Raw genomic sequence first — 24,007 nt, forward strand, 5'->3', positions numbered from 1 at the left:
CGCATGCGCGACGCTTTGACGCAGCGCGGTACCATGGCGGCCGCTTCCACTCTGCCCGCCTTCCCGCCATGTCCAAGACCTACGACCAGGCCTACTTCCAGCGCTGGTACCAGCCCGACCAGACCGGTGGCGCCGCGCGCCTGGCGCGCAAGGTCGCGCTCGCCGTGGCCAGTGCCGAGTACTACCTGGAGCGGCCGATCCGCAGCGTGCTGGATATCGGCGCCGGCGAAGGCGCGTGGCGCGCGCCGCTGCTGAAGCTACGCCCGCGCGTGCAGTACATGGGCTTCGACAGCAGCGACTATGCCGTGCAGCGCTATGGCCGCAGCCGCAACCTGCACCCGGCGAAAGTAGGCGATTTCGCCTGGCTGCGGCCCTGCCCGCCGGTCGACCTGCTGGTCTGCGCCGACGTGATGCACTACGTGCCCAGCCGCGAACTGCGTCCCGCCCTGGCCGGCTTCGCCGAGCTGACCGCCGGCGTCGCCTTCCTGGAAGCGTTCACCGCCGAGGACGAGTTCGACGGCGACCACGAAGGCTTCCAGGCCCGCCCCGCCGCCTGGTACCGCCGCCAGCTCAAGGCCGAGGGCTTCACCGCACTCGGGTCCCACTGCTGGCTGTCGCCCGCGTTGGCAGGCCACGCCGCCGCCCTCGAGCGCGGCGCGTAGAGCCACGCCCTGCGTGGCTGCTTCACGATCTGGCACCGCGCAGCCACGCAGGGCGTGGCTCTACGGTCTCATCCTGCCGTGATATTTTCCCCATTAACCCATGGGACGAAGCGCTGCTGTATGCTGCGCGGCAACATAAGACCATACATATTCGGACGTCATGCTTTACCAACTGCATGAATTGACCCGCAACATGCTCGCCCCGTGGGTGCACCAGGCCCAGGCCAACGCGAAGTTCTTCGCCAACCAGGGCCACTGGTGGTCGCAGATGCCCGGCGCCGACCGCCTGGCGGCGGTGAACGAGCTGTTCCACCGCATCGGCAAGGATTACGAGAAGCCCGAGTGGGGCATCAACGAAATCGAGGTCGACGGCGAGCGCGTGCCGATCGTGGTCCACGAAGAGGTCAGCAAGCCGTTCTGCAAGCTGCTGCGCTTCAAGCGCCACAGCAACGAAGCCGACCAGCTCAACACCATGCTCAACCAGCCGTTCGTGCTGGTGGTGGCGCCGCTGTCGGGGCACCACGCCACGCTGCTGCGCGACACCGTCCGCACCCTGCTACGCGACCACCGCGTGTACGTCACCGACTGGGTGGACGCACGCATGGTGCCGGGCAGCGAAGGCGACTTCAGCCTGGACGACTACATTGCTTACGTGCAGGAATTCATCCGCCACCTCGGCGCGGAGAAGCTGCACGTGGTCAGCGTCTGCCAGCCGACCGTGCCGGTGCTGGCCGCCGTTTCGCTGATGGCCAGCCGTGGCGAACCCACGCCGCGTTCGCTGGTGATGATGGGCGGCCCGATCGATGCGCGCTGCAGCCCCACCGCAGTGAACAACCTGGCCACGCAGAACCCGCTGTCGTGGTTCGAGAACAATGTCATCCACACCGTGCCGCCGGGCTACCCCGGTGCAGGCCGCCGCGTGTACCCGGGCTTCCTGCAGCACGCCGGCTTCCTGTCGATGAACCCCAGCCGGCATTTCAGTTCGCACTGGGATTTCTATGCCGACCTGGTGAAGGGCGACATGGAGGATGCCGACGCGCACCGCCGCTTCTACGACGAGTACAACGCGGTGCTGGACATGCCGGCACGCTACTACCTCGATACGATCCGCGTGGTGTTCCAGGAATTCCTGCTGCCGCGCGGCGAGTGGTACGTGCAGGGCGAGCGGGTCGACCCGGGCGCGATCACCGGTACCGCACTGCTGAGCATCGAAGGCGAGCTGGACGACATTGCCGGCCTGGGCCAGACCGAAGCCGCGCAGGCGTTGTGCACCGGCATTCCGGCCGAACGCCGTGAGCATTTCATCGTCGAAGGCGCCGGCCATTACGGCATCTTCAGCGGCCGCCGCTGGCGCGAAACGGTGTACCCGAAGGTGCGCGATTTCTTCGCCGCCAATGCCCAGGCCGCCGCAAAGCCGAAGAAGCCGGCGAAGGCGGCGAGCAACGTCACCCCGATCCGCAAGAAGGCGGGTTGACCGGGGTATCGACCAACGGTCGATACCTACCCGGCGGGTCACGACCGTTGGTCGTGACCGCGATGAATCACAACCGTACCAGCAGGTGCTTTGCCATCTGCCCGTGCAGGTGGCCGATGCCGCGCGCCAGGTGCAGGGTGAGGAACAGCAGCAGCACGCCCACCGCCGCCAGCACCGGCGTCGCCCACATCGGGACCGACTGCTCGCCATCGAGGTAGATGCCGTAGCTCGGCGCGAACATCGCCGCCACCGGCGCCCAGACGAAGGCCAGCGAGATCGAGAGCAGGGTGACCGCCAGGGTGAAGTACAGGATGCCCAGCGGCAGCATCAGCATGAAATACAGCAGCGTCAGCCAGGTGCGTCCGTCGGTGAACATGTCGCCGATGCGCTGCAGCCAACCGCGGCTGCGGTCGGAATAGCGCGGTCGGCGCGGCATGCGTTCGCCCAGCAGCACTTCGATCAGCCGTCCTTCCAGCAGGGCCAGGCCGCGCACCGAGCCGAAGAACAGCACGGTGAGCGGAATACCGATGATCAGCACCAGCAGCCCCATCGACAGCGACAGCCCGGTGACCACCCAGGTGAAGAAGAACGTGCCGGTGGCCAGCGACAGCAGCATGTAGAACAGCGCGCCGTAGGTGCGCGGTTCCAGTGCCACGCCGAAGAAGCGGGCCAGCGCCGAACGCGGCGGTGGCGGCGCGCGCTCCGCCGGCGGCACCGCAGCCCCTGCTGCGGCAGCGGCAACCGCCGCCGCGCCCGCGCCCACCTGCGCCGGCACCACCCGTGCGATCGGCCGCAGGCTGGCACTGGGCGTGCGCAGCGCGCGATTCACGGTGATCTCGGTTTCGCGGTAGATCTCGGCCACTTCCTCCGGCGCACCGTAGCTGCCGGCCACGTCGGCGATCACTTCGGCCTCGCTGCGACCCGGCTGCGCCGCCAGTTCCGAACGCAGGTATTCCTCGGCGTCGTACAGCGCGTCCTGCACCATCGCCGGATCGGCGTCGTGCAGCGCGGCGCGCAGTTGCGCCAGGTACTCCCCGATGGTGGTGGGCAGGCCCCGGCCCGTCATGCTCTGTTCGTTCATTGCAGTACCCCTTCCAGCACGGAATCAACGGAATCTCGGGTGGCACGCCAGGCCTGGCTCCATTGCTCCAGGACCTCGCGGCCGCGTTCATTGATGCGGTAGTAGCGTCGCGGTGGCCCGGCCACCGACGGTTCAATCTGGCTCTCCAGCAGGCCGGCCGCCTCCAGGTTGCGCAGCACCGGGTACAGCGCGCTCTGCTTGCCGCTCAACACGCCCTGCCCGACCCGTTCCAGCTCCTTGGCGATCAGGTAGCCGTACAGGGGTTCCCCGGTCCGGGCCAGCACCGCCAGCAGTGCCAGCGACACGGTGCCGGCACTGAGCTCCTTCTGGAACTTCTTCAGGTGGACCTCGTGGTCGCTCATGACGATCTCCAGCTAGCGTGGAGTCAACACTAGTGCGAAGTTGGGTATAGCGAACGTGCCGTTAGTCACCCTGCCATCCAGGTGACGCGTGGTCGCGGGGACGTTTCTGCGCCAGAATCGGGCCAACTTCCTGCAAGGGTCCACCATGTCGCCACGCCGTCCCGCTTTGCTTGCGCTTGCCCTCTCCTGCCTGCTGCCGGGCCTGGCCACTGCGGCCACGCCCTATCGCAGCGCGCAGCAGATCCTGGAGGCCTCGTCGGACGCCGACTGGCGCACGCCGGATCCGGCCAACCTGCTGCTGATGAACCTGGATGCCGGGCAGGTGGTGATCGAGCTGGCCCCAGCGTTCGCGCCGCAGCACGTGGCCAACATCCAGACCCTCGCCCATGAGCACTTCTGGGACGGGGAAAGCATCTACCGCGCGCAGGACAATTTCGTGGTGCAGTTCGGCGATGCCGATGCCGACGATGCGGCCAAGGCCAAGCCGCTGGGCTCGGCCAAGCGCAAGCTGCCGGCCGAGTTCCAGCGCGACAGCAAAGGATTGAAGGTGAGCGTGCTGCCCGATCGCGACGGCTGGGCCGACCAGACCGGTTTCGTCGACGGCTTCGCGGTGGGCCAGGACCGGCAGGACGGCACGACCTGGCTGGCGCACTGCTACGGCGCGTTGGGTGCGGGCCGCAACAACGAGGAAGACAGCAGCATCGGCGCCGAGCTGTACGTGGTCACCGGGCAGTCGCCGCGCCAGCTGGACCGCAACATCACGGTGGTGGGCCGTGTGCTGAAGGGCATGGAACTGCTCAGCGCACTGCCGCGGGGTCCCGCCCCGATGGGTTTCTACGCCGACGCTTCGCAGCGCACCGCGATCCGCTCCATCCAGCGCGTGAGCGACCTTCCTGAAGCGCAGCGACCGACACTGCAGGTGCTGCGCACCGATTCGAAGACCTTCGCCGATACGGTCGAAGCGCGCCGCAACCGCGTCGACGACTTCTACAAGCGCCCCGCCGGGCATATCGACCTGTGCAACATCCCCGTGCCGGTGCGGTGAGGGTCGCCGCGTCGCCTCAGCGCTTCTGGCTGGCGGCGACGCTGCCGAGGATCAACGCGCCGGCGACCAGCATCGCCAGGGTGACCGGTTCGCCCAGGAACAGCCAGGCGAACAGGGCGCCGAACATCGGCACCAGGTAGGTCACCGTGGACGCCCGGGCCGGGCCGATGCGCGCGATCAGGCGGTAGAACATCAGGAACGCCAGACCGGTGCAGACCACGCCCAGCGCGATCGCACACGCCCAGGACGACACCGGAATCGGGGCCTCCGGCCAGTGCGTCACTGCCATCGGCAACATCACCAGCGCCGCACTGCCCAGCGTGGCGCCGGCGGATGCCGCCGGTGGCAGCCCGGCCATGTGGCGCTTCACCAGGTTCACCCCCAGCCCGTACAGCAGCGCCGCCAGCGACCCCGCGATCACCGCGGTGCCGATGCTCAAACCCGACACCTTGGCGGTGGCCAGCACTACCACGCCGGTGAAGCCCACCAACAGCGCGATCGCCCGGCGCAGGCCGATTTTCTCGCCGAAGAACAGGAACGCGATCAGCGCCGCGAACAGCACCGTCATTGCATTGCAGATCGCCCCGATCGCCGCCGGCGCACGCTGCGCCGCCCACGCGAACAACACGAACGGAATGGCCGAATTGATCAGGCCGATCGGCACCAGCCAGCGCCAGCGCCGGGCCGGGAACTGCGCACGCGCCGTCCACAGGAACGGCAACAGCACCAGCGCCCCCAGCAGCAGCCGCACCTCCACCAGCGCATAGGGGCCGAACGACGGCACCGCCACCCGCATGAACAGGAACGAGCAGCCCCAGATCGCGCCCAGCAGGGTCAGTTCCAACGGCGTGCGCCAGTCGCGGCTGCGCGCGGACGCGGCCAGGTCCGCGCTCACGTCCGGCCCCCGGGCGCGGCCACGGGGCGATCCGACGGCATCAGGACGGGCAGCAACATGGCGAGGGCTCCAGGGGAAGAGCTACAGGATCCGCCCGCGCCCCAGGCCCCGCAAGCGCGTAGTATCGGTGCCAGCCACAAATCAGATTTGGGTCTTGCTGATGATCCTGCGCCCTGCCCTGCTGCCTGCGCTGGGCGTGTTCGCGGTGGCCGCCCGCCACCAGAACTTCGCCCATGCCGCCGAAGAGCTGCACCTGACCGCCAGTGCGGTCAGCCACCACGTGCGCCGGCTCGAATCGCTGCTCGGCACCGTGCTGTTCCAGCGCCAGGCACGCGGCGTGCGGCTCACTGCCGAAGGCCGGCAATTGGCCGACGCCGCCGCCGCCGCGCTGAGCGACCTCAACGCCGTCGCCGGCAACCTGCACCCGCAGGCCGACATCGTGCCGCTGCGGGTCACCACGCTGCGCTCGCTGTCGTATTGCTGGCTGGTGCCGCGGTTGCCGCGCTTCACCCGGCAGCACCCACGCATGCGCATCGAACTGCAGACCAGCAGCGAACTGCTGCGCTTCGACGAGAACGGACCGGAACTTGGCATCCGCTACGGCCTCGGCCAGTGGCCCGGGCTCACCGCGCACCACCTCATGGACGACGAACTGTGCCCGGTGGCTTCGCCAGCCCTGCCCGGCGTTTCCGCGCTGCGCGAGCCGGTGCAGATTGCCGGCCTGCCCCTGGTCAGCGACATGTCGCCACAGGGCTGGCGCGACTGGTTCCGTGCCGCCGGCGTGCGTGGGCTGGACCTGACCGCGCAGCACACCTTCAGCGACAGCACCGATGCGATGCGCGCGGCGGTATACGGTATCGGCGCGGTGCTGGCACGCAAGCACATCGCCCAGCCCTACCTGCAGCGCTACGAGCTGGTGCGCCTGCCTGGTCCGGCCTTGAAGGCGCGCTACGCGTACTACATCGTGCACGCCGAACACCGGCCGCTCAGCCCGACGGCGGTGGCGTTCATGGACTGGCTGAAGCGCGAGGCACAGGATGAACGCACGCCCGTGCCCGCATTGCCGGATGAACTGATGGGGATTGCGCGGGATTGAGGGCGCACGACCAACGGTCGTGCGCTACCGGTGCGGTGCGCGAACCGGGGTTGCTGGTTGACCGGCGTCGTCACCTCGTCTTGTCCGCGGTCTGGCTAGGCTGGAATTCCCTTCTCCAGAGACGTCCCCATGGCCACGTTGCGAATCAGGATCACCGGCAGCGAAGACGATGCGCGCGCCATCAGCAACCTGCTGCAGAGCGTGGAGGGCATCGAGCATGTCGAAGAAACCGACGATCTGATGCCGCACATGGACGACGACGATTCCAGCTCGGCCGGGCTGTCCGACGATATCGGTCCCGGCACGCATGAACTGGAAGTCGAAGTGGGCAATGAAGCCACCGCGCAGAAGGTGCGTGACGCGGTGCAGGAACTTGCATTGGAACTGGACGTGTTCGTCGAGTACGAGCACGACGAGGGTTGACGGTACACGGCGCACCACCAACGGTGGCGCGCTACCGGCTGGCTGACCCTCTTACCGGTAGGTATGCACCGTTGGTGCATACGCTTTAGGCGCCAGGCGACGCCCGGCGTCGCCGCCACAGCTTCAGCCCGATCCAGCCTGCCAGCCACGCCACCAGCGCCACCGGCAGCAGCGCCGCCACCGCGCGGATAACGAACGCAACGCTGGTGGTCAACGTCGCGCCGAAATCGCGCAGCGCTTCACCGATCTCACTGCGGCTGCGCTGGCCGGCGGGCGCCTGGAAGCGCAGGGTCAGCAGCTGCGTGTCGATCCGGCGACGCTGGTTGGCGGCGTCCTTGTTGGCCTGCTCCAGGCCCGCTTCGATCTCCGACAGGCGCTGGGTCACCACCAGCAGATCGGCGATCTTGATGGTCTTGTCTTCCTGGTACGCCAGCAGGCGCTCGTGTTCCTTCTGCAGCCGCGCCTTGGTCAACGCGGTGTCGGCGACCTGCTGGGCCAGGTCTTCGGCCTGGGTGTTGCGCGAGGCCACATCGCCGCCTTCACCGGCCAGCCCGATCAAGGGTTCGACGCCCTTCGGCGCGATCCGCACGCGGATCGACCCCGACGGATACTCGCCGCCCTGCTGGCCGACCTGCAGCACCGCGCAGTCGCCAAAGCGGCTGGCCTGGCAGGCGTCGGCGACACGCTTCACCCGCGCGCCGATCTGCGACGCTTCCAACTGGATCTCCACGTCGTGCTCGTAAGCCAGTGATGCCCCTTCCGGGGACGCCACCGCGCCCGCCGTGCCGGCGCTGGCCGCCGCATGTTCCCTGTTGCTGCACCCGGCCAGCGCCAGTACCAGCAGCATCCCTGCCCCGGCAGCGCTGCGCTGCCAGCTCGTCCCTGTCATCACATTTTTGCTCCATCAAAGTGGGTGATCGTCAGCGTCTCCAGCTCCAGATCCGGCAGGCAACGCACGTTCACCGCGGCCATCGCCTGGTTGCTGCGCGGGTCCACACCCTCGCTGAACGGGGCGATGCCACAGTTCGCGCAGTAATGATGGGACAGGTGGTGCCGGGCGAACTGGTAGGTGGACAGCTGCGCGGGGTCCGTGTTCAGCTGCAGCGCCGCACGCGGCGCGAACCACAGCAGGCCACCGCGCCGGCGGCACAACGAGCAGTTGCAGTCCATCACCTCGGTGATCGGCGCGTCGGCCTCCAGCGTGAATGCGATGTTTCCACAGTGACAGCTTCCCTGGTACTGCATGGCACCACCCCGCCGGCCTGGAAAGCGCCATGGTAATCCAATGGCACGGGTGCAGGCGCTGCCCGGCGCCTATGCTGGGGGATTGACCACAGCACAGGATCGCCGATGCGCCAGCATCTTCTTGCCCTCGCCCTGATCGCCGCCCTCGGCGGTTGCCAGCAGGCCGACGCCCCCACCGCCCCGGCGGGCACCGCCGCGACCGCGCCGGCCGCCGACGCGGCGGTGGATGCCGCCTTCGCCGACCTGTCCAAGCGTGCCCTGGACACGTGGATGCAGCTGTCCCCGATCAGCGCCACCCAGATCGGCGACCATCGCTACGACAGCGAGATCGACGACCTGAGCGCGGCCGGCCAGCAGAAGATGCTCAGCGCCTACAAGGGCCTGCTTGCGGAACTCGACAAGATCGAGGTCGCCAAGCTCGGTCGCGAGAACCAGGTGGACGCGGCAATCCTGCGCAACCAGCTGCAGTCGGAGATCTGGAACGCGGAAGTGCTGCAGGCGTCGAAGTGGGATCCGCAGATCTACAACGGCAGCGCCGGCAGCGCGCTGTATGGCCTGATGGCGCGTGAGTTCGCGCCGCTGCCGGAGCGCCTGAAGTCGGCCACCGCGCGCATGGAAAAGCTGCCGCAGATCTTCGCGCAGGCCCGAGAGAACCTGGACCCGGCCCGCGTGCCGAAGATCCATGCCGAGACGGTGGCCAAGCAGAACAAGGGCATCCTCAGCATCGTCGATACCTTCATCACCCCGCATATCGGCGAACTGCCGGCCGAAGACGGCAAGCGCCTGCAGGCGGCGATCGACGGGCTGAAGAAGGCGGTGGACGAGCAGCAGGCCTGGCTGGACACGACCCTGGTGCCGAACGCCAAGGGCGATTTCCGCATCGGTGCGGAGCTGTACGACCAGAAGCTGAAGTTCGCGCTGAATTCTTCGCTGTCGCGCGCGGAGATCGGCGAACGCGCGCGCGCGGAACTGAAGCGCGTGCGACAGGACATGTATGGCATCGCGCAGACGGTGCTGAAGGACAAGCCGGGCGCGCCGGCGCTGCCGGCCAACCCGAGCGACGAGCAGCAGCAGGCGGCGATCGAAGCGGCGCTGGAGCTGGCGTACGCTGACAAGCCGGCCCGCGACAAGGTGGTGGACGATGCCAAGGCGGCGCTGGCGCAGTCCACCGAGTTCGTGCGCAAGCACGACCTGATGACCCTGCCCGATGCGCCGGTGGACATCATCCTGATGCCTGAATTCCAGCGCGGCGTGGCCGTGGCCTACTGCGATTCGCCGGGCCCGCTGGACAAGAACCTGAAGACCTTCTATGCGGTGTCGCCGATTCCGGATGACTGGAACGACAAGCAGGTCGACTCGTTCCTGCGCGAGTACAACAGCCGCATGATCCACCTGCTGAGCATCCACGAAGGCACGCCGGGCCATTACCTGGAAGGCTGGCATTCGGGCAAGTTCCCGTCGACGCTGCGCGCGGTGCTGCGTTCGGGCCTGTTTGCCGAAGGCTGGGCGGTGTACACCGAGCGGATGATGCAGGAGCAGGGCTACCTGGACAACGATCCGCTGTTCCACCTGGTGCAGCTGAAGTTCTACCTGCGCACCATTTCCAACGCGATCCTGGACCAGGGCGTGCACGTGGACAACTGGACCCGCGAGCAGGCAATGCAGCTGATGACCCACGACGCCTTCCAGCAGGAAAGCGAAGCGTCGGGCAAGTGGATTCGCGCGCAGCTGACCTCGGCGCAGCTGCCGACCTACTTCGTCGGTGCGCAGGAACACTTCGACACCCGCAAGGCGGTGCAGGAGAAGCAGGGCGAGAAGTTCAACCTGAAGGCGTACCACGACCAGATGCTGGCCTACGGCGCCCCGCCGGTGCGCTTCGCTCGCCAGCTGATGCTGGACCAACCGATCGAATGACCCGGTAGGTGGCGACCGTTGGTCGTCACGCATCACCAAACGGCCTGGTGAAAACCGGGCCGTTTTTTTTGTTTCGGTCTTCGACCATGGCTGTCGCGAGCGTGGAGGCCCCGCCGCGGCCGGCAGGCCCCTATGCAAATGTCCCCCGGCGGCGGCCTGCGGCCGCCACCTCCTCCTTTACTTTGCCAGGGACCTACCGGCCGCGACGGGGCTCGGCTTGCGGTTCGCAGGGAAAAGCGGACGTCACGGTGCCACGCCGGTGGGGTGAGTGTGGGGCCGCCGTACCCTTGTGGGCGAATTAAAAGGAGGAAGGGGGCGGCCGCAGGCCGACGCCGGGGGAAATTCGCCCACAAGGGTACGGCGGCCCCGCACTCGCCCCACCGGCAGCCGCGTCTCCTTTAAACCACGTCCGCCGCCACGAACCCACCGGTCTGTCGCGCCCACAGGCGTGCGTACAGGCCGCCGGCAGAGACCAGTTCGGCGTGGGTGCCGGTTTCCACGATACGGCCCTGGTCCATCACCACCAGCCGGTCCATGCGCGCGATGGTGCTCAAGCGGTGCGCGATCGCGATCACCGTCTTGCCCGCCATCAGCTCGTCCAGGTTGTCCTGGATCGCCGCCTCCACTTCCGAATCCAGCGCCGAGGTCGCCTCGTCCAGCACCAGGATCGGCGCATCCTTGAGCAGCACGCGCGCGATCGCGATGCGCTGGCGCTGGCCACCGGAGAGCTTCACCCCGCGCTCGCCCACGTGCGCGTCATAGCCCTGCCGGCCCTCGCCATCGCGCAGCGTCTCGATGAACGTGGCCGCGCGCGCCTTCGCCACCGCCGCATGCAGCTGTTCCTCGGTCGCATCCGGGCGCCCGTACAGCAGGTTGTCGCGGATCGACCGGTGCAGCAGCGACGTGTCCTGCGTCACCACGCCGATCTGTCTGCGCAGGCTTTCCTGGGTGACCTCGGCGATGTCCTGGCCATCGATGCGGATATGCCCGCTTTCGAGGTCGTACAGCCGCAGCAGCACGTTCACCAGCGTCGACTTGCCCGCGCCCGACGGCCCGACCAGGCCGATTTTCTCGCCCGGCTTCACCACCAGGTCCAGCCCCGCGATCACCCCGCCCTGCTTGCCATAGTGGAAGTGGATATCGTCGAAGTGCACGCCGCCGTCGCGCACCACCAGCGGCACCGCGTCCGCGCGGTCCTGCACGCTCAGCGGCTGCGAGATCGTGGTGATGCCGTCCTGCACCGTGCCGATGTCCTCGAAGATCCCGTTGATGGTCCACATGATCCAGCCGGACATGTTGTGGATGCGGATCACCAGCCCGGTCGCCAGCGTGATCGCGCCTACCGTGATGTTGCCGTGGCTCCACAGCCACAGCGCCAGCCCGCAGGTACCCGCGATCAGGAAACCGTTGACGATCGCAATGGTCAGGTCCATGCCCGTGGTGATCCGCGTCTGCCGGCGGTGCTTGACCGCCAGCTCCTCGATCGCCTCGGCCACGTAGGCCTGCTCGCGTCCGCCGTGGGCGAACAGCTTCAGCGTAGGGATGTTGGTGTAGCCGTCGACGATGCGGCCCATCGCCTTGGAGCGCGCTTCCGAGGCGATCCACGCCCGCTCCTTCGCGCGGGGCACGAAATACACCATGATCACTACGTACGCCGCCAGCCACAGCACCAGCGGGATCATCAGCCGCCAGTCGGCCTGCGCGAACAGGTACAGCGCGGTACCGGTGTAGACCACGATGTACCACAGCGAATCGACCATCTGCACCGCCGACTCGCGCAGCGACGTGCCGGTCTGCATGACCCGGTTGGCCATGCTGCCGGCGAAATCGTTCTGGAAGAACGACAGGCTCTGCCGCACCACGTAATTGTGCATGAGCCAGCGCGAGCGGTTGCTCAGGCCGGGCACGATCGCCTGGTTGACCAGCAGGTTATGCAACCCCACCAGCACCGGCCGGGCCACCAGCGTGATTGCCGCCATCCACAGCAACGTGTCCGCGTGCCGCGCGAAGAAGCCCGCATCCGGCTGCTCGCTCACCATGTCGACGATGCGGCCGAGGAAATCGAACATCGCCACTTCCACCAGCGCCAGCAGCAGCCCGGCGATCAGCGTGGCCAGCAGCACCGGCCAGACCGGGCGCAGGTAGTGGATGTAGAACGGCAGCACGCGGCGCGGTGGCATGCGTGCATCGATCGGTGGGAACACCGGAATCAGCGATTCAAACCAGCGGAACATTCCAACCCCGGAAAAACCAACAGGCCGCGATTATCCCACCGCGGCCTGCCGTTTGTTTTCACCCGCGCCACACACCGGGCGGGCGGTTCATTTCGACGCGTCGGCCACCACCGGCGTCAATACCAGGTCCTGGAAGTCGAAGCTGAAGTCGGTCAGCGACGACACCGGCTGCATGCGCACCTCGCGTACCTTGCCGTCCGGGTCCAGGCTGAAGTTCACGAATGCGTCCGCATTGAGCGAGCGGTCGTCCCAGCGCACGATGAAGGTGTCGTGCTGCCAGTGCTCCATCGTCCCGACCAGCTGCGCGGTGCGGCCGAACCGCAGGCGCAGCTTGCCGCCCTGCTTCTCCACCACCACGTTGCCGTACCACGGGTCGCGGTAGGTCGCGGCGTAGCCGGCCAACGGCAGCGACGGCGTCGACCTGGGATCGCGCGCCGCCTGGTGCGCCGCCCAGCCTTCGTCGGCCTTGTCCTGCGCCTTGGCCACCGCCGCCGCATATGCCGCCACCCAGTCGGTGGGCGGTGCGCCGAGATAGGCGTCGAGTACGGCCATGCTGATGGCGTTGAACGCCGCACCGACTTCCTGGTTGGTCAGCACTACCACGCCCAGCTTCTGCTCCGGTACCAGCGTCACCCGCGAGACCATGCCCGGCCATCCACCGGTATGCCAGACCAGCTTCCGGCCGCGGTAGTCGCTCAGGCTCCAGCCCTCGCCATAGCCGGCGAAGTTGGGGCGCGCGGTCGCGAGCTGCGGCACGCTCGGCTCGGGCACCACCTGCGGGGTGATCATCTGCCACATCGCCTGCTGCGTCTTGGGGCTGAACAGCGCAGTTCCGTTTTCCAGCTTGCCCTGGGCAAGCTGCACGTTCATCCAGCGCGCCATGTCGTGCACGCTGGAATAGATGCCCCCGGCCCCAGCATTGTTCGACCAGGTCAGCGGCGCCACCGTGCGCAGCTCGGTGAAGTCGTACTTGGCATGTCCCACCGCCGCCTTGTCGCCCGGCTGCAGGTGGTCGGCGTTGAAGCGGGTGCCGGCCATGCCCACCGGGGTGAAGATGTGCTGCTGCAGGAAGTCGGCGTAGGACTGCCCCGAGACCTTCTCGATCACCTGCTGGGCGACCGCGTACAGGATGTTGTCGTACGCGTAGCGGTCGCGGAAACCGGCCTTCAGCGGCACCTTGCCGAGGCGCTGCACCACCTCGGCATTGCTGTAGGACGTGGTCGGCCAGAACAGCAGGTCGCCGGCACCGAGGCTGAGGCCGCTGCGGTGCGACAGCAGGTCGCGGATGCGCATCTCGCCGGTGACGTAGGGATCGGACATGCGGAACGACGGCAGGTGGTCGATCACCCGGTCGTCCATCTTCAGCTTGCCCTGCTCCGCCAGCAGGTTCAGCGAGGTCGCGGTGAACGCCTTGGTATTGGAGGCGATCGCGAACAGTGTGTCGGCCTCGACCGGCGCCGGCTTGCCCAGCTCGCGCACGCCGTAGCCGCGCGCCAGCACCACCTGCCCGTCCTTGACCACCGCCACCGCGATGCCGGGCACGTCGAACTGGGTGCGCACGCGCTCAACGGTGGCCTCCAGCTGCTGCAGTTCGGCCGGCACCGCCGCCGACGCCAGGGGTGCGCATGCCAGCAGCACGAGGCCTCCGATCCAGGATGTGTTCAATCAGTGTCTCCGGTTGCGTGTTGCAGGGGCGTCGAGGCCATTCAGGCGGATCGCGCCAGGTTTCGCGCGATGGTAACGCGGGCGGTCGCAGGCTCGCGTGTGCCAGAAGCCGCCCACCCGGAGTGCCCGCATGATCACCCCCACCGACGCCGGTTCCACCGTCATTCCCTGCCTGCGCTACCGCGACGCGCGGGCCGCCATCGCGTGGCTGGAGCGCGCGTTCGGTTTCCAGGCGCAGGCCGTGTATGCCGAGGGCGACATCGTGTACCACGCCCAGCTGGTATACGGCCGCGGCATGATCATGCTCGGCTCGGTCGGCAACGGCGGTGAGTGGGGCGCGCTGGTGGCGCAGCCCGACGAGATCGGCGGCCGCGAAACCCAGAGCGCCTGCGTGGTGGTCACCGACCCCGACGCCCATTACGCACGGGCGGTGGCCGCCGGTGCCACCGTGGTCATCGATATCGCCGATCAGGATTACGGCGGTCGCGGTTACGCCTGCCGCGACCTGGAGGGTCGCCTGTGGTGGTTCGGCAGCTACGACCCGTGGCGGGAGAACGGGCTTTGAGCAAGGCGGCCCCCGGTCCGATCCGTACCGGCATCGGTGGCTGGGTGTTCCCGGCCTGGCGCGGCGGCACCTTTTACCCGGCCGGGCTGCCGCAGCGCGAGGAACTGGCGCATGCCAGCCGGCAGCTGGGCTGCATCGAGATCAACAGCACTTTCTACCGCGCGCAGAAGCCGGCGGTGTACGCGCAATGGCGCGAGCAGACGCCGCCCGGCTTCCGGTTTTCGGCCAAGGCACCGCGCACGATCACCCAGCGCCATGACCTGGCCGAGGCCGGCGCGCGCGCGGAAGGCTTCATCGACGGCATCTGCGCGTTGGGCGACCGCCTGGGCCCGCTGGTCTGGCAGTTCGCCGACCGGCATCCCGGCGCCGCCGCGGACTTCGAACGCTTCCTCGACGCGCTGCCGAAGCAGGCCCATGGCCGCCCGCTGCAGCATGCGCTGGAGGTGCGCAATCCGGCGGCGTGGACGCCGGAGCTGGTGGCGGTGGCGCGCGCGCATGGCGCCGCCCTGGTCTACAGCGGCTCCAGCGACTACCCCAGCTTCGCCGACCCCACCGCCGACTTCATCTATGCGCGGCTGATGCAGTCGCGCGCCAACCTGCGCGCCGGCTATCCCGAACGCACGCTGGAACAATGGTGCCTGCGCGCGATGCGCTGGGCGCGCGGCGAAGACAACCCGGACCTGCCGCACGTCGCCGCCGACGCGAAACCCGGTGCGCCGCGCGAGGTGTATGTGCTGTTCATCGGCGCGGCCAAGCACCGCAACCCGGGCGCAGCGGTGGCGCTGCGGAAGCAATTGGAGGGTGTTGGCGGGAAGTGACGGGAGCCGACTGGCGGCCGAGGGTGCGGGACACGCATGGCGTGTCGCTACGGGAATCGCCACAATACCCGGATGCCGATGACCGATACCCGCAAAGCGCTTCTCCAGATCCATTTCTGCGTGCTGCTGTGGGGCATCACCGCCATCCTGGGCAAGCTGATCACCCTGCCCGCGCTGCCGCTGGTGTGGTGGCGCATGCTGCTGGTGGTGGCGATGCTGGCCCTGCTGCCGCGGGTGTGGCGGGGACTGCGCCAGCTGTCGCCGGCCCTGTTTGCCGGCTATTGCGGCGTGGGCGCGCTGGTGGCGCTGCACTGGCTCACCTTCTACGGCGCGGTGAAACTGGCCAATGCCTCGGTGGCGGCTACCTGCATCGCGCTGGCGCCGGTGTTCACCGCGGTGATCGAGCCGTGGGTGGCGAAACGTCCGTTCCAGCTGCGCGAGCTGGCCTTCGGTATTGCGGTGCTGCCCGGCGTCGCCATGGTGGTGGGCGGCGTGCCCGACGGCATGCGCCTGGGCGTGGCGGTGGGCGCGGCCTCGGCACTGCTGGTGGCGATCTTCGGTTCGCTCAACAAGCGCCTGGTCAGCCATGCCGACCCGCTCACCGTGACCGCGCTGGAGCTGGGCGCCGGCACTCTCACCCTGACCCTGCTGGCGCCGCTGCTGCCGTTCCTGCTGCCGGCGCTGGCCAGCCCGCTGTGGGTGCTGCCGGACCTGCACGACGGCGTGTTGCTGCTGGTCCTGGCCGGGGTCTGCACGCTGCTGCCGTTCGCGCTGGCACTGGTCGCGCTGCGCCACCTGAGCGCCTACACCGTGCAGCTGGTGACCAACCTGGAGCCGGTGTACGCGATCCTGCTGGCGATGGTGCTGCTGAGCGAACAGCGCGAGCTGACCCCGCTGTTCTATGCCGGCGTGGCAATCATCGTCGGCGCGGTGTTCCTGCACCCGTTGCTGAATCGACGCAGGAAAGTGCAGCATCCGGAAATCCTGGGGACGGCCGAAGCACGCAACATCGCCGAGTGACAAGACCGGGTCCCGGGCCGCGGTACCTCCGATCTCATCGTTCCGGCCAATACCACGCCGGCGCGTCCAGCAGTCCCTGCCCGACCAGGGTGGTGCGGCTGAGCTGCTTTTCCAGCGCGATCGCATTGCACAGCGGCGATTCGCGCAGCGTGGCCACTAGCCGGGTGGCATGCGAGACCACCCACAGTTGGCTGCGTGCGGTCGCGGCCAGGATCAGCCTCCCCAGCGCCGGCAGCAGGTCCGGGTGCAGGCTGGTTTCCGGCTCGTTGAGCACCATCAGCGGCGGCGGTCGCGGGGTGTGCAGCGCGGCGATCAGCAACAGATAGCGCAGCGTGCCGTCGGACAGTTCGGCGGCGGTCAGCGGGCGCAGCAGCCCGGGCTGCTGGAATTTCAGGTGCAGGCGGCCTTCGCTGCCATCGATCAGGACCTGCGCGCCGGGGAAGGCATCGTCCACCGCGGCGGCCAGTCCCTGCGCATCGCCGATCTCGACAATGGTCTGCCACGCCGCCGCCAGGTCGCGGCCGTCATGGCCCAGCACCGGGGTGCGCGTGGCCAGGGGCGACTGCCGTGCCGGCGCGTCCGCATCGGTGCGGAAATGGTCGTAGAAGCGCCATGCACGGATCGTCTCGCGCAGGCGCAGCACTTCCGGCATGCGCTGCGGATCGGCGAGCTGCGAAAACACGCTCTCGAACACGGAGAGATGGTCGTCCACGCCTTCCCAGTGCCGCCCCTGGCGTCGCCGCACCATCGCCCCACGGCGTTCGACCAGCACGTTGCTGCTGCGCAGGAACGGCCCGGCCCAGATGCTTTCACACTTGATCTGCGGGTCCAGGGCGAACGCCGACACGCTGGGCACCGGGAAGCCCAAGTCGATCGCATAGCCGAAATCGTCGGCGGCGAAACCCAGCCGCAGCGCCACCGGCTCGCTGCGCGCGGTGCCCTGCACCGGCACCTCGCCCTGGCGCATCGCGCGGCTGGCCTGCGCCGGGCCGGCCCACAGCGCCGACCCCAGGCCGCCCTCGCGGGCCAACGCGGCCGCCACCCCGCCCTGCGCGGTTTCCGCCAGCAGGCGCAGCGCGCGGTACAGGCTGGACTTGCCGCTGCCGTTGTCGCCGGTCACCAGGTTCAATCGGCCCATCGGCACGACCAGGTCGTGCAGCGAGCGGTAACGCGAAATGGCCAGGGTCTGCAGCATGCGCGGGCCTGCACGGGGAACGAGCCCTCAGCATGCCAAACATCGGTCGCACCCGATGCGAATGCGGCGCCGCCCGGCGTTACGGGGCGGTTTCAACCCGGTTGCGGCCGTTGCCCTTGGCCCGGTACAGCGCCGCATCGGCCCGCGCCAGGGTCTGCTCGACGGTGTCGCCGGGGGCGTGCGCGGCCACGCCGATGCTGACCGTCACCGGGAACCCCAGCGGCAGGTCGGCCACCGCCATGCGCAGGAATTCGCATTGCAGTTCGGCGGTGCGCAGGTCGGTGTCGGGCATCAGCACCACGAATTCCTCGCCCCCATACCGGGCCGCCAGCCCACGCCCGGCGAACTGGGCGCGCAGCAGCACGCCCAGTTCGGCCAGCACCCGGTCGCCGGTGGCATGACCGTTGAAATCGTTGATGTGCTTGAAGTGGTCGATGTCGACCAGGGCCAGCGCGGTCGGCCGTGGCTGCCCCTGGGCATCCAGCAGCGAGGCGTCCAGCGCCACCGACATCGCGCGCCGGTTCGGCAGCCCGGTCAGCACGTCGGTGCGGCTCTGTTCGGCCAGGTCGGCGTTCTGCGCCAGCAGCACATCGTGGTATTCGTTGAGCAGCTTCTCGTAATCGTCGCGCTCCACCATGTGGTTCTGGATGTCCAGCGCGAACCGGCGCAGCTCCATCACCAGCATCACCTGCCGCGACAGCGCCGCCAGCGCCTCGGTCTGCTGCGCATCCAGGCAGTGCGGCTGCGGATCGAACACGCACAGCGTGCCCAGCGGCAGCCCGTCGGTGCTGACCAGCGGCGCACCCGCATAGAAACGTACCTTCGGGTCCCCGGTCACGATCGGGTTGTCGTGGAAGCGCGCATCACCGCGCGCATCCTCGACCACCATCACCTCGTCCGGGTGCAGGATCGCGTGCCCGCACATCGACTCCGAACGCGGCAGCTCCTGCGCCTGCGTGCCCTGGATCGACTTGAACCACTGCCGCTCCGCATCGATCAGCGTCACCGCCGCCATCGACGCACCGCACACCGCCTTGGCGATGGTGACCAGATCCTCGAAGGACTTCTCCTTCTCCGAATCCAGGATCCGGTAGCGGTACAGCGCCGCCAGGCGCACGGCTTCATTGGCGGGCTTCTCGGGCTTGATCATCGAGCGGTCGAATCCGGGAGGTAGTCGCAGTCTAGCCCGATCAATCGGCCAAGGGTTACCCGCCCATGGAGGTCACCAGTCCAGCTGTTTCGGCAGCAGGCCCTTCAGTTCGGCGTCGGTCAGGTTGCGCCACTGGCCCGGCTTGAGGGCGCCCAGCTTGATGTTGTCGATGCGGACCCGGCGCAGCTGGGTGACGCGGTATTCGAACGCGGCGGCCATCAGGCGGATCTGCCGGTTGAGACCCTGCTGCAGCACGATCCGGAATCCGAACTTGGCGATGCGCGAAGTCCGGCACGGCAGCGTGGTTTCGTTGTGGATGCGCACGCCCCGGGCCATGCCGCGCAGGAATTCGTCGGTGACCGGCTTGTTCACCGCCACCATGTATTCCTTCTGGTGGTTGTTCTCGGCGCGCAGGATCTGGTTGACGATGTCGCCGTTGCTGGTCATCAGGATCAGGCCTTCGGAATCCTTGTCCAGGCGGCCGATCGGGAAGATGCGCTGCTCATGGCCGACGAAATCGACGATGTTGCCCTTGACCGCGCTTTCGGTGGTGCAGGTGATCCCGACCGGCTTGTTCAGCGCGATGTAGACGTGGCGGCGCCCGCCGGGCTTGCGTGCTTCGCGCGCGCGCAGCGGCTGGCCGTCGACCAGCACCACGTCGCCCTCGCCTACCGCCGCACCGGTGCCGGCGACCTGGCCGTTGACGGTGACGCGGCGTTCGCCGAGCAGGCGGTCGGCTTCGCGCCGGGAACAGAAGCCGGTTTCGGCGATGAATTTGTTGAGTCGGGTTGTCATCGCGCCATTATCCGGCAAAACCCGGGGCGCGGCGGCGTCAGGCGATCAACGGGTCGTCGGGTCGCAGCGGTTGTTCACCGTCGCAGACCTGGTTGCGGCCGGCGCGCTTGGCCCCGTACATGGCATGGTCGGCGCGCCGCAGCAGCCCGGCCAGGTCATCACGCCCCGGGCGCAGCACGGCCAGGCCGATGCTCACGGTCACGGCCAGCCCGGCAATCCCGAGCGGGGCGGCGACCCCGGCCATCTGCAGGCGCACGTTTTCCAGCCGCGCCAGCGCCGCGCCATGCGAGGCGCCCGGCAACAGCACCAGGAACTCCTCGCCGCCCATCCGGATCACGTCGTCCTGCACCCGCACCGCGCCGCGCAGGCCACGCGCCACCGCCACCAGCACCTGGTCGCCGACGTCATGTCCGAAGCGGTCGTTGATGTCCTTGAACAGATCGATGTCCAGGAAGCCGATCGCCAGCGCCTGCTGCTCGGCATTGGCCCGCGCCAGGTGCCGGGTCAGCAGGTGCAGGCCGTGGCGACGGTTGGGCAGCCCGGTCAGGGCATCGGTATCGGCCAGCTGGCGCATTTCATCGCGCTGCTGGCGCAGCCGGCCCAGGCGCAGATTGAGCGCGTAGGCCGCCATCATCAGCAGCCAGGTTGCCGCCAGCTGCAGCGCCTCGATCCGGTAGGAGATCAGCCAGTGCGCCTGCATCGCGTCGGCGATGATCAGGACCCACCAGGGCGCCAGCGCCAGCAGCCCGGACAGCGCGTACCCGTCCCCCTTCAGCAACGCCCACACGCCTACCCCGAGGCAGACCGCGCAGCCCAGCACGAAGACCAGCTCCAGCCCTGCCGCCATCCAGAGCAGGCCGGTCACGCCCATCCACGGCACGCACGCCCCGACCAGCACCAGGCCCCACAGCACCGCCCGCTGGCCGTTGCGCGAGCCCGGCCACAGCCGCGCACCGCCGTTGAGCCGCCACAGGATGGGCAGCAGCAATGCCAGGGCGACGGTGGTCAATGCGACCAGCCACCAGGTGGCGCGGCCGTGCACCGGCAGCCAGGGCTCGGGATACCCGCTCAGCCCGCCCAGCACCGCCTGCCACAGCACGAACACCGCGCAGATGGCGACGTAGTACAGGAAGGTGCGGTCGCGGGCGCTGGCAAAGCCCATCAAGGCCGACAGCGCCAGCGCGATCGCCACCGCGATGCAGGCCGCGCGCACCAGCAGGCGCGCGGTATCGTTCTGCTGTACCGGGCTGGGCGCGCCCAGCCGGACCGTGGGAATCCAGCGCGATTTCAACGGCGACGCCCACGACACCACGATCGGCTCGCGTTCGCCGGGCGGCGGCACCACCACCATGCCCACGCCGGCGCGGAAGCGCGAATCGCGGGTACGCGCGTCGTGCATGTTGCCGCAGATCTGGCGGTCGCCATGGCTGATGCGGACCTCGCCGGTGAGCACACCGAACACATCCACCGCCTGCGGCGCACCCGACCAGCCTCCGGCGGGTGCCGGGATCGACAGGATGTCCTGGTGCTGGGCCAGCACATCCGGCGGGCACGGCCGTTGCGGGGTCTGGTCGGCGGTGGCGGCGCCCAGCAGCAGCACGTCGCGCCCGACCTGGGCGGTACCGGCCAGCGCGGCGGCCGACAGCAACAGGCACAGCAGGCCCAGCAGCCAGCCGATGCCCGTTCGAATCTCCCCCGACCTGCGGTCGCTAAGCCTCACCCCACCACCCTGTTGCCCTGCTTCGCCACGCACCCTGCGCCGCGTCCCCGGGGGCATTATCGCAAGAAGCCCGGCCGCGCGCGTGGCCGCTCAGGACGACCGACCCGATGCAGTCGGCGCTTCCCGCCACAGCGAGGGCTGGGTCAGCTTTTCCAGCGGCATCGGGCGTTCGATCGCATAGCCCTGCAGGCCTTCCACGCCCAGCGCCTGCAGCTGCCGCGCGACCTCTTCCGATTCCACCCATTCGGCGACCACGCTCATGTGCAGCTCGCGGCCGATCTCGGTGATCGCGCGCACCGTGGCGCGGCTGACCGGGTCGACGTCCATGTCGCGCACGAAGATGCCGTCGATCTTGAGCATGTCGGCGGGCAGCTGGCGCAGGTAGCCGAACGAAGACAGCCCGGATCCGAAGTCGTCCAGCGCCACCCGGCAGCCGCGCGCCTTCACCGCTTCGACGAAGCTGCGGGCCTGGTCCAGGTTGCTGATCGCGGCGGTTTCGGTGATTTCGAAGCACAGCTTGCGTGCCAGCCCGCGGTTGCGCTCCAGCAGGTCGCAGACGAAAGCCAGGAAGCTCGGCTCGGCGATCGACTGCGCCGACACGTTGACGTTGCACAGGCCCAGCCGCTGCACGTGCGCCGGGCACAGCTGCAGGTGCCGGAACAGCAGCCCGAGCACGTGCCGGTCCAGCGCCATGCCCATGCCGTAGCGTTCCACCGCCGGCATGAAATCGCCCGGCCCGTGCAGCTGGCCGTCGGCGCCGCGCATGCGCACCAGTACCTCGTAATGCAGGAAACCGGGGTCGCCCACCTGCTCGATACGCTGCGCGTACAGCAACATGCGGTTCTCGGCGATGGCGTTGGACACGTCGGCCAGCCGTTCGGCCTCGAGCAGGCGCTCCTCCAGCGCCATGCGGTTCTCGTTGAAGCAGTGCACGCGGTTGCGCCCGGCCTGCTTGGCGGCATAGCAGGCGCTGTCGGCAGCGCTCATCAGCCAGTTCACATCGGCCACCTCGGCGTCGATCTCGACCACGCCGATGCTGCAGCTGACCTTGGGCGTACCGTCGTCGCGCTGGAAACCGGCCTGGCCCAGGTTGCGCGCGATCCGCTGCAGCACCTGCTTGGCCTCCTCCTGACGGGCGCCGTGCAGGAACAGCGCGAATTCGTCCCCGCCCATCCGCCCGACCCAGTCGCCCTCGCGCACCGCCCCTTCCAGGTAGTCGGCGAAGCCGCGCAGCAGCTGGTCGCCGGCAGCGTGCCCGAGGCCATCGTTGACCAGCTTGAAGTAATCCAGGTCCAGGTAGCACAGGCTGTGCGTGCCGCCCTTGCCCCGCACGTCGAGCAGGGCCTGGTCCAGCCGGCGTTCGATCTCGCGCCGGTTGATCAGGCCGGTGAGCGGATCGTGGCTGGCATGGTGTTCCACCTCGCGGGCCAGTGCGTGGTTCTGCGAGACGTCCTCGATGATCGCGAACACGGTCAGCTCGCGGCCGGGGCTGCGTACCAGGGTGCCACTCCAGCGGCCCCACAGCAGCGTGCCGTCGGCGCGCAGGAAACGCAGCTCGCCCGGGCGCAGCTGGCGCGGCCAGTCGATGTCGCCGGCCTCGTCCAGCACCAGCTCGCCGTCCACCAGCAGGTCCGGCAGCTCCATGCCCAGCAGTACATCGCGGCGGTAGCCGAGGATGTCGGCCACTGCCTGGTTGGCTTCGACGATGCCGCCTGCGTGGTCCAGCTTCAACATGCCCACCGTGGCCTGGTAGAACGCGGCGCGGAAGCGGCTCTCCTGCTCGATCAGGTCATGCCGCACCCGGCGTGCCAGCAGCACCGCCACCAGCGTGATCAGCAGCACCGACAACCCCGCCACCACCAGCGTGGCGATGCGCACGATTGCCGCAGTGTTGAGCAGCGCCAGCGAAAAGGCGCGGGCCTGGGCCTGCAGGCTGCGGTCCAGCGCCTGCAGCTGCACCAGCAGGGCAGCGCGCAGCGTCGGGTCCGGGCTGCCGTCGGCTTTGTTCGCTTCGGCGGTGCGCGCGATCTCCTGCAGCTGCGCCAGGCCGCGATCGGTCTGCCGCCAGACCTGCATGGCATCCTTGAAATAGCCCAGGTGGCCCAGGTACCGGAACGACAGGATCAGCCGGTTGATGTCGCCCGGCGCGTTGCCGCCCTGCAGGAACCCGCGGCGGGCCCGGGCCAGGTCGACCGGGCTCTGCTCCAGCGCCTGGCGTGCATCGAGGTCGCCCAGCGGCACCTGCAGTGCAGCGCGCGCTTCGGCCAGCGCCGCCGGATTGCCCGAGGTGATGTAACGCTCCAGCGCGAACGAGGCGTGCTGCTGGCTGCGCGACCAGTGACTCTGGCCCACGATCCACGCGGTGGACGCGGCCTGCAGCTCCTGCACCAGCGCCGACAACCCGACCAGGCCGATCGCCGTGCCGGTGAGAAGCACGAAGCGCAGGGTCAATCCCCGCGTCACATGCGGTACGGGGTTGCTGACCTTGTCCCTGCTGCCTGCCGGCATTCGATCCCTCCAGCGCCCTGTCCACAGCATAGCGCCCCGCACCCTCAGGCTAGAGGGCAGGATGTTGATGCGGCGCGAAGTTCCCGTGTTAGCGGGTCAGGTTGCTGAAACGACAACGCCAGCCCGAAGGCTGGCGTTGG

The 24,007-nt window shown here is 68.6% G+C and carries 21 protein-coding genes; 9 read left to right on the forward strand and 12 right to left on the reverse strand.

What is annotated here, in order from left to right:
* Positions 1–68 precede the first annotated feature (68 nt).
* Together FSZ13_RS04305 and FSZ13_RS04310 are read left to right on the forward strand one after the other, a co-directional pair.
* Positions 69–662 (forward strand): class I SAM-dependent DNA methyltransferase, encoded by a 594-nt coding sequence (locus FSZ13_RS04305; protein WP_145478160.1) that lies wholly within the window; start codon positions 69–71, stop codon positions 660–662.
* A gap of 160 nt (positions 663–822) precedes the next feature.
* Positions 823–2,136, forward strand: a complete 1,314-nt coding sequence (locus FSZ13_RS04310) for a polyhydroxyalkanoate depolymerase (protein ID WP_145478161.1) — start codon at positions 823–825, stop codon at positions 2,134–2,136.
* A gap of 67 nt (positions 2,137–2,203) precedes the next feature.
* Here the strand turns inward: FSZ13_RS04310 and FSZ13_RS04315 are convergent, their stop codons facing one another.
* Positions 2,204–3,217, reverse strand: coding sequence for a sensor domain-containing protein (locus tag FSZ13_RS04315; RefSeq protein WP_145478162.1), 1,014 nt, complete (start codon positions 3,215–3,217; stop codon positions 2,204–2,206).
* Entirely contained in the window at positions 3,214–3,579 is a 366-nt protein-coding gene (locus FSZ13_RS04320; protein WP_145478163.1) for a PadR family transcriptional regulator, read from the reverse strand. Before FSZ13_RS04320 ends, FSZ13_RS04315 begins: the two co-directional genes overlap by 4 nt.
* A gap of 145 nt (positions 3,580–3,724) precedes the next feature.
* Here FSZ13_RS04320 and FSZ13_RS04325 point away from each other — a divergent pair, with 145 nt between their 5' ends.
* Entirely contained in the window at positions 3,725–4,624 is a 900-nt protein-coding gene (locus FSZ13_RS04325; RefSeq protein WP_145478164.1) for a peptidylprolyl isomerase, read from the forward strand.
* Between the two features lie 16 nt (positions 4,625–4,640).
* Here the strand turns inward: FSZ13_RS04325 and FSZ13_RS04330 are convergent, their stop codons facing one another.
* Positions 4,641–5,519, reverse strand: coding sequence for a DMT family transporter (locus FSZ13_RS04330; RefSeq protein ID WP_186308833.1), 879 nt, complete (start codon positions 5,517–5,519; stop codon positions 4,641–4,643).
* A 160-nt stretch (positions 5,520–5,679) separates the two neighbouring features.
* On the opposite strand from FSZ13_RS04330, the gene FSZ13_RS04335 reads away from it, so the two are divergent.
* Both FSZ13_RS04335 and FSZ13_RS04340 read left to right on the forward strand, forming a co-directional pair.
* Entirely contained in the window at positions 5,680–6,615 is a 936-nt protein-coding gene (locus FSZ13_RS04335) for a LysR substrate-binding domain-containing protein (RefSeq protein ID WP_145478165.1), read from the forward strand.
* A 129-nt stretch (positions 6,616–6,744) separates the two neighbouring features.
* Positions 6,745–7,038 carry a hypothetical protein gene (locus FSZ13_RS04340; RefSeq protein ID WP_145478166.1) on the forward strand — a complete coding sequence of 98 codons (294 nt, stop codon included), beginning with the start codon at positions 6,745–6,747 and terminating at the stop codon, positions 7,036–7,038.
* An 85-nt stretch (positions 7,039–7,123) separates the two neighbouring features.
* Here FSZ13_RS04340 and FSZ13_RS04345 read toward each other — a convergent pair whose 3' ends face one another.
* Together FSZ13_RS04345 and FSZ13_RS04350 are read right to left on the reverse strand one after the other, a co-directional pair.
* The gene (locus FSZ13_RS04345) at positions 7,124–7,927 is read right to left on the reverse strand and encodes a DUF4349 domain-containing protein (RefSeq protein ID WP_145478167.1); all 804 of its coding nucleotides are present in this window, start codon (positions 7,925–7,927) and stop codon (positions 7,124–7,126) included.
* Entirely contained in the window at positions 7,927–8,283 is a 357-nt protein-coding gene (locus FSZ13_RS04350; RefSeq protein WP_145478168.1) for a GFA family protein, read from the reverse strand. Before FSZ13_RS04350 ends, FSZ13_RS04345 begins: the two co-directional genes overlap by 1 nt.
* 105 nt (positions 8,284–8,388) lie before the next feature.
* On the opposite strand from FSZ13_RS04350, the gene FSZ13_RS04355 reads away from it, so the two are divergent.
* On the forward strand, positions 8,389–10,197 hold the full coding sequence (locus FSZ13_RS04355; protein WP_145478169.1) for a DUF885 domain-containing protein: 1,809 nt from the start codon (positions 8,389–8,391) through the stop codon (positions 10,195–10,197).
* Positions 10,198–10,595: 398 nt separating this feature from the next.
* Here FSZ13_RS04355 and smrA read toward each other — a convergent pair whose 3' ends face one another.
* Together smrA and FSZ13_RS04365 are read right to left on the reverse strand one after the other, a co-directional pair.
* On the reverse strand, positions 10,596–12,431 hold the full coding sequence (gene smrA / locus FSZ13_RS04360; RefSeq protein WP_145478170.1) for a multidrug efflux ABC transporter SmrA: 1,836 nt from the start codon (positions 12,429–12,431) through the stop codon (positions 10,596–10,598).
* 87 nt (positions 12,432–12,518) lie between these two features.
* On the reverse strand, positions 12,519–14,069 hold the full coding sequence (locus FSZ13_RS04365; RefSeq protein ID WP_186308834.1) for a serine hydrolase: 1,551 nt from the start codon (positions 14,067–14,069) through the stop codon (positions 12,519–12,521).
* Positions 14,070–14,226: 157 nt separating this feature from the next.
* On the opposite strand from FSZ13_RS04365, the gene FSZ13_RS04370 reads away from it, so the two are divergent.
* The 3 genes from FSZ13_RS04370 (at position 14,227) to FSZ13_RS04380 (ending at position 16,499) form a co-directional block, all read left to right on the forward strand.
* Entirely contained in the window at positions 14,227–14,661 is a 435-nt protein-coding gene (locus FSZ13_RS04370; RefSeq protein WP_145478172.1) for a VOC family protein, read from the forward strand.
* A complete protein-coding gene (locus tag FSZ13_RS04375) occupies positions 14,658–15,479 on the forward strand; it encodes a DUF72 domain-containing protein (protein ID WP_145478173.1) in 822 nt (273 codons plus the stop codon). Before FSZ13_RS04370 ends, FSZ13_RS04375 begins: the two co-directional genes overlap by 4 nt.
* Positions 15,480–15,551: 72 nt before the next feature.
* Positions 15,552–16,499 (forward strand): DMT family transporter, encoded by a 948-nt coding sequence (locus FSZ13_RS04380; protein WP_145478174.1) that lies wholly within the window; start codon positions 15,552–15,554, stop codon positions 16,497–16,499.
* 34 nt (positions 16,500–16,533) lie between these two features.
* Here FSZ13_RS04380 and FSZ13_RS04385 read toward each other — a convergent pair whose 3' ends face one another.
* The 5 genes from FSZ13_RS04385 to FSZ13_RS04405 form a co-directional block, all read right to left on the reverse strand.
* Positions 16,534–17,694 carry an AAA family ATPase gene (locus FSZ13_RS04385; RefSeq protein ID WP_145478175.1) on the reverse strand — a complete coding sequence of 387 codons (1,161 nt, stop codon included), beginning with the start codon at positions 17,692–17,694 and terminating at the stop codon, positions 16,534–16,536.
* Between the two features lie 79 nt (positions 17,695–17,773).
* Complete coding sequence (locus tag FSZ13_RS04390; RefSeq protein ID WP_145478176.1) at positions 17,774–18,844, reverse strand: sensor domain-containing diguanylate cyclase; 1,071 nt, start codon at positions 18,842–18,844, stop codon at positions 17,774–17,776.
* Positions 18,845–18,916: 72 nt separating this feature from the next.
* Entirely contained in the window at positions 18,917–19,639 is a 723-nt protein-coding gene (locus tag FSZ13_RS04395) for a pseudouridine synthase (protein ID WP_145478177.1), read from the reverse strand.
* Positions 19,640–19,676: 37 nt separating this feature from the next.
* Positions 19,677–21,359, reverse strand: coding sequence for a diguanylate cyclase (locus tag FSZ13_RS04400; protein ID WP_428999966.1), 1,683 nt, complete (start codon positions 21,357–21,359; stop codon positions 19,677–19,679).
* 90 nt (positions 21,360–21,449) lie between these two features.
* Complete coding sequence (locus tag FSZ13_RS04405) at positions 21,450–23,867, reverse strand: putative bifunctional diguanylate cyclase/phosphodiesterase (protein WP_145478179.1); 2,418 nt, start codon at positions 23,865–23,867, stop codon at positions 21,450–21,452.
* Positions 23,868–24,007: the final 140 nt, after the last annotated feature.

The organism is Stenotrophomonas rhizophila, from assembly GCF_007667275.1.
GTDB lineage: Bacteria > Pseudomonadota > Gammaproteobacteria > Xanthomonadales > Xanthomonadaceae > Stenotrophomonas > Stenotrophomonas maltophilia_AE.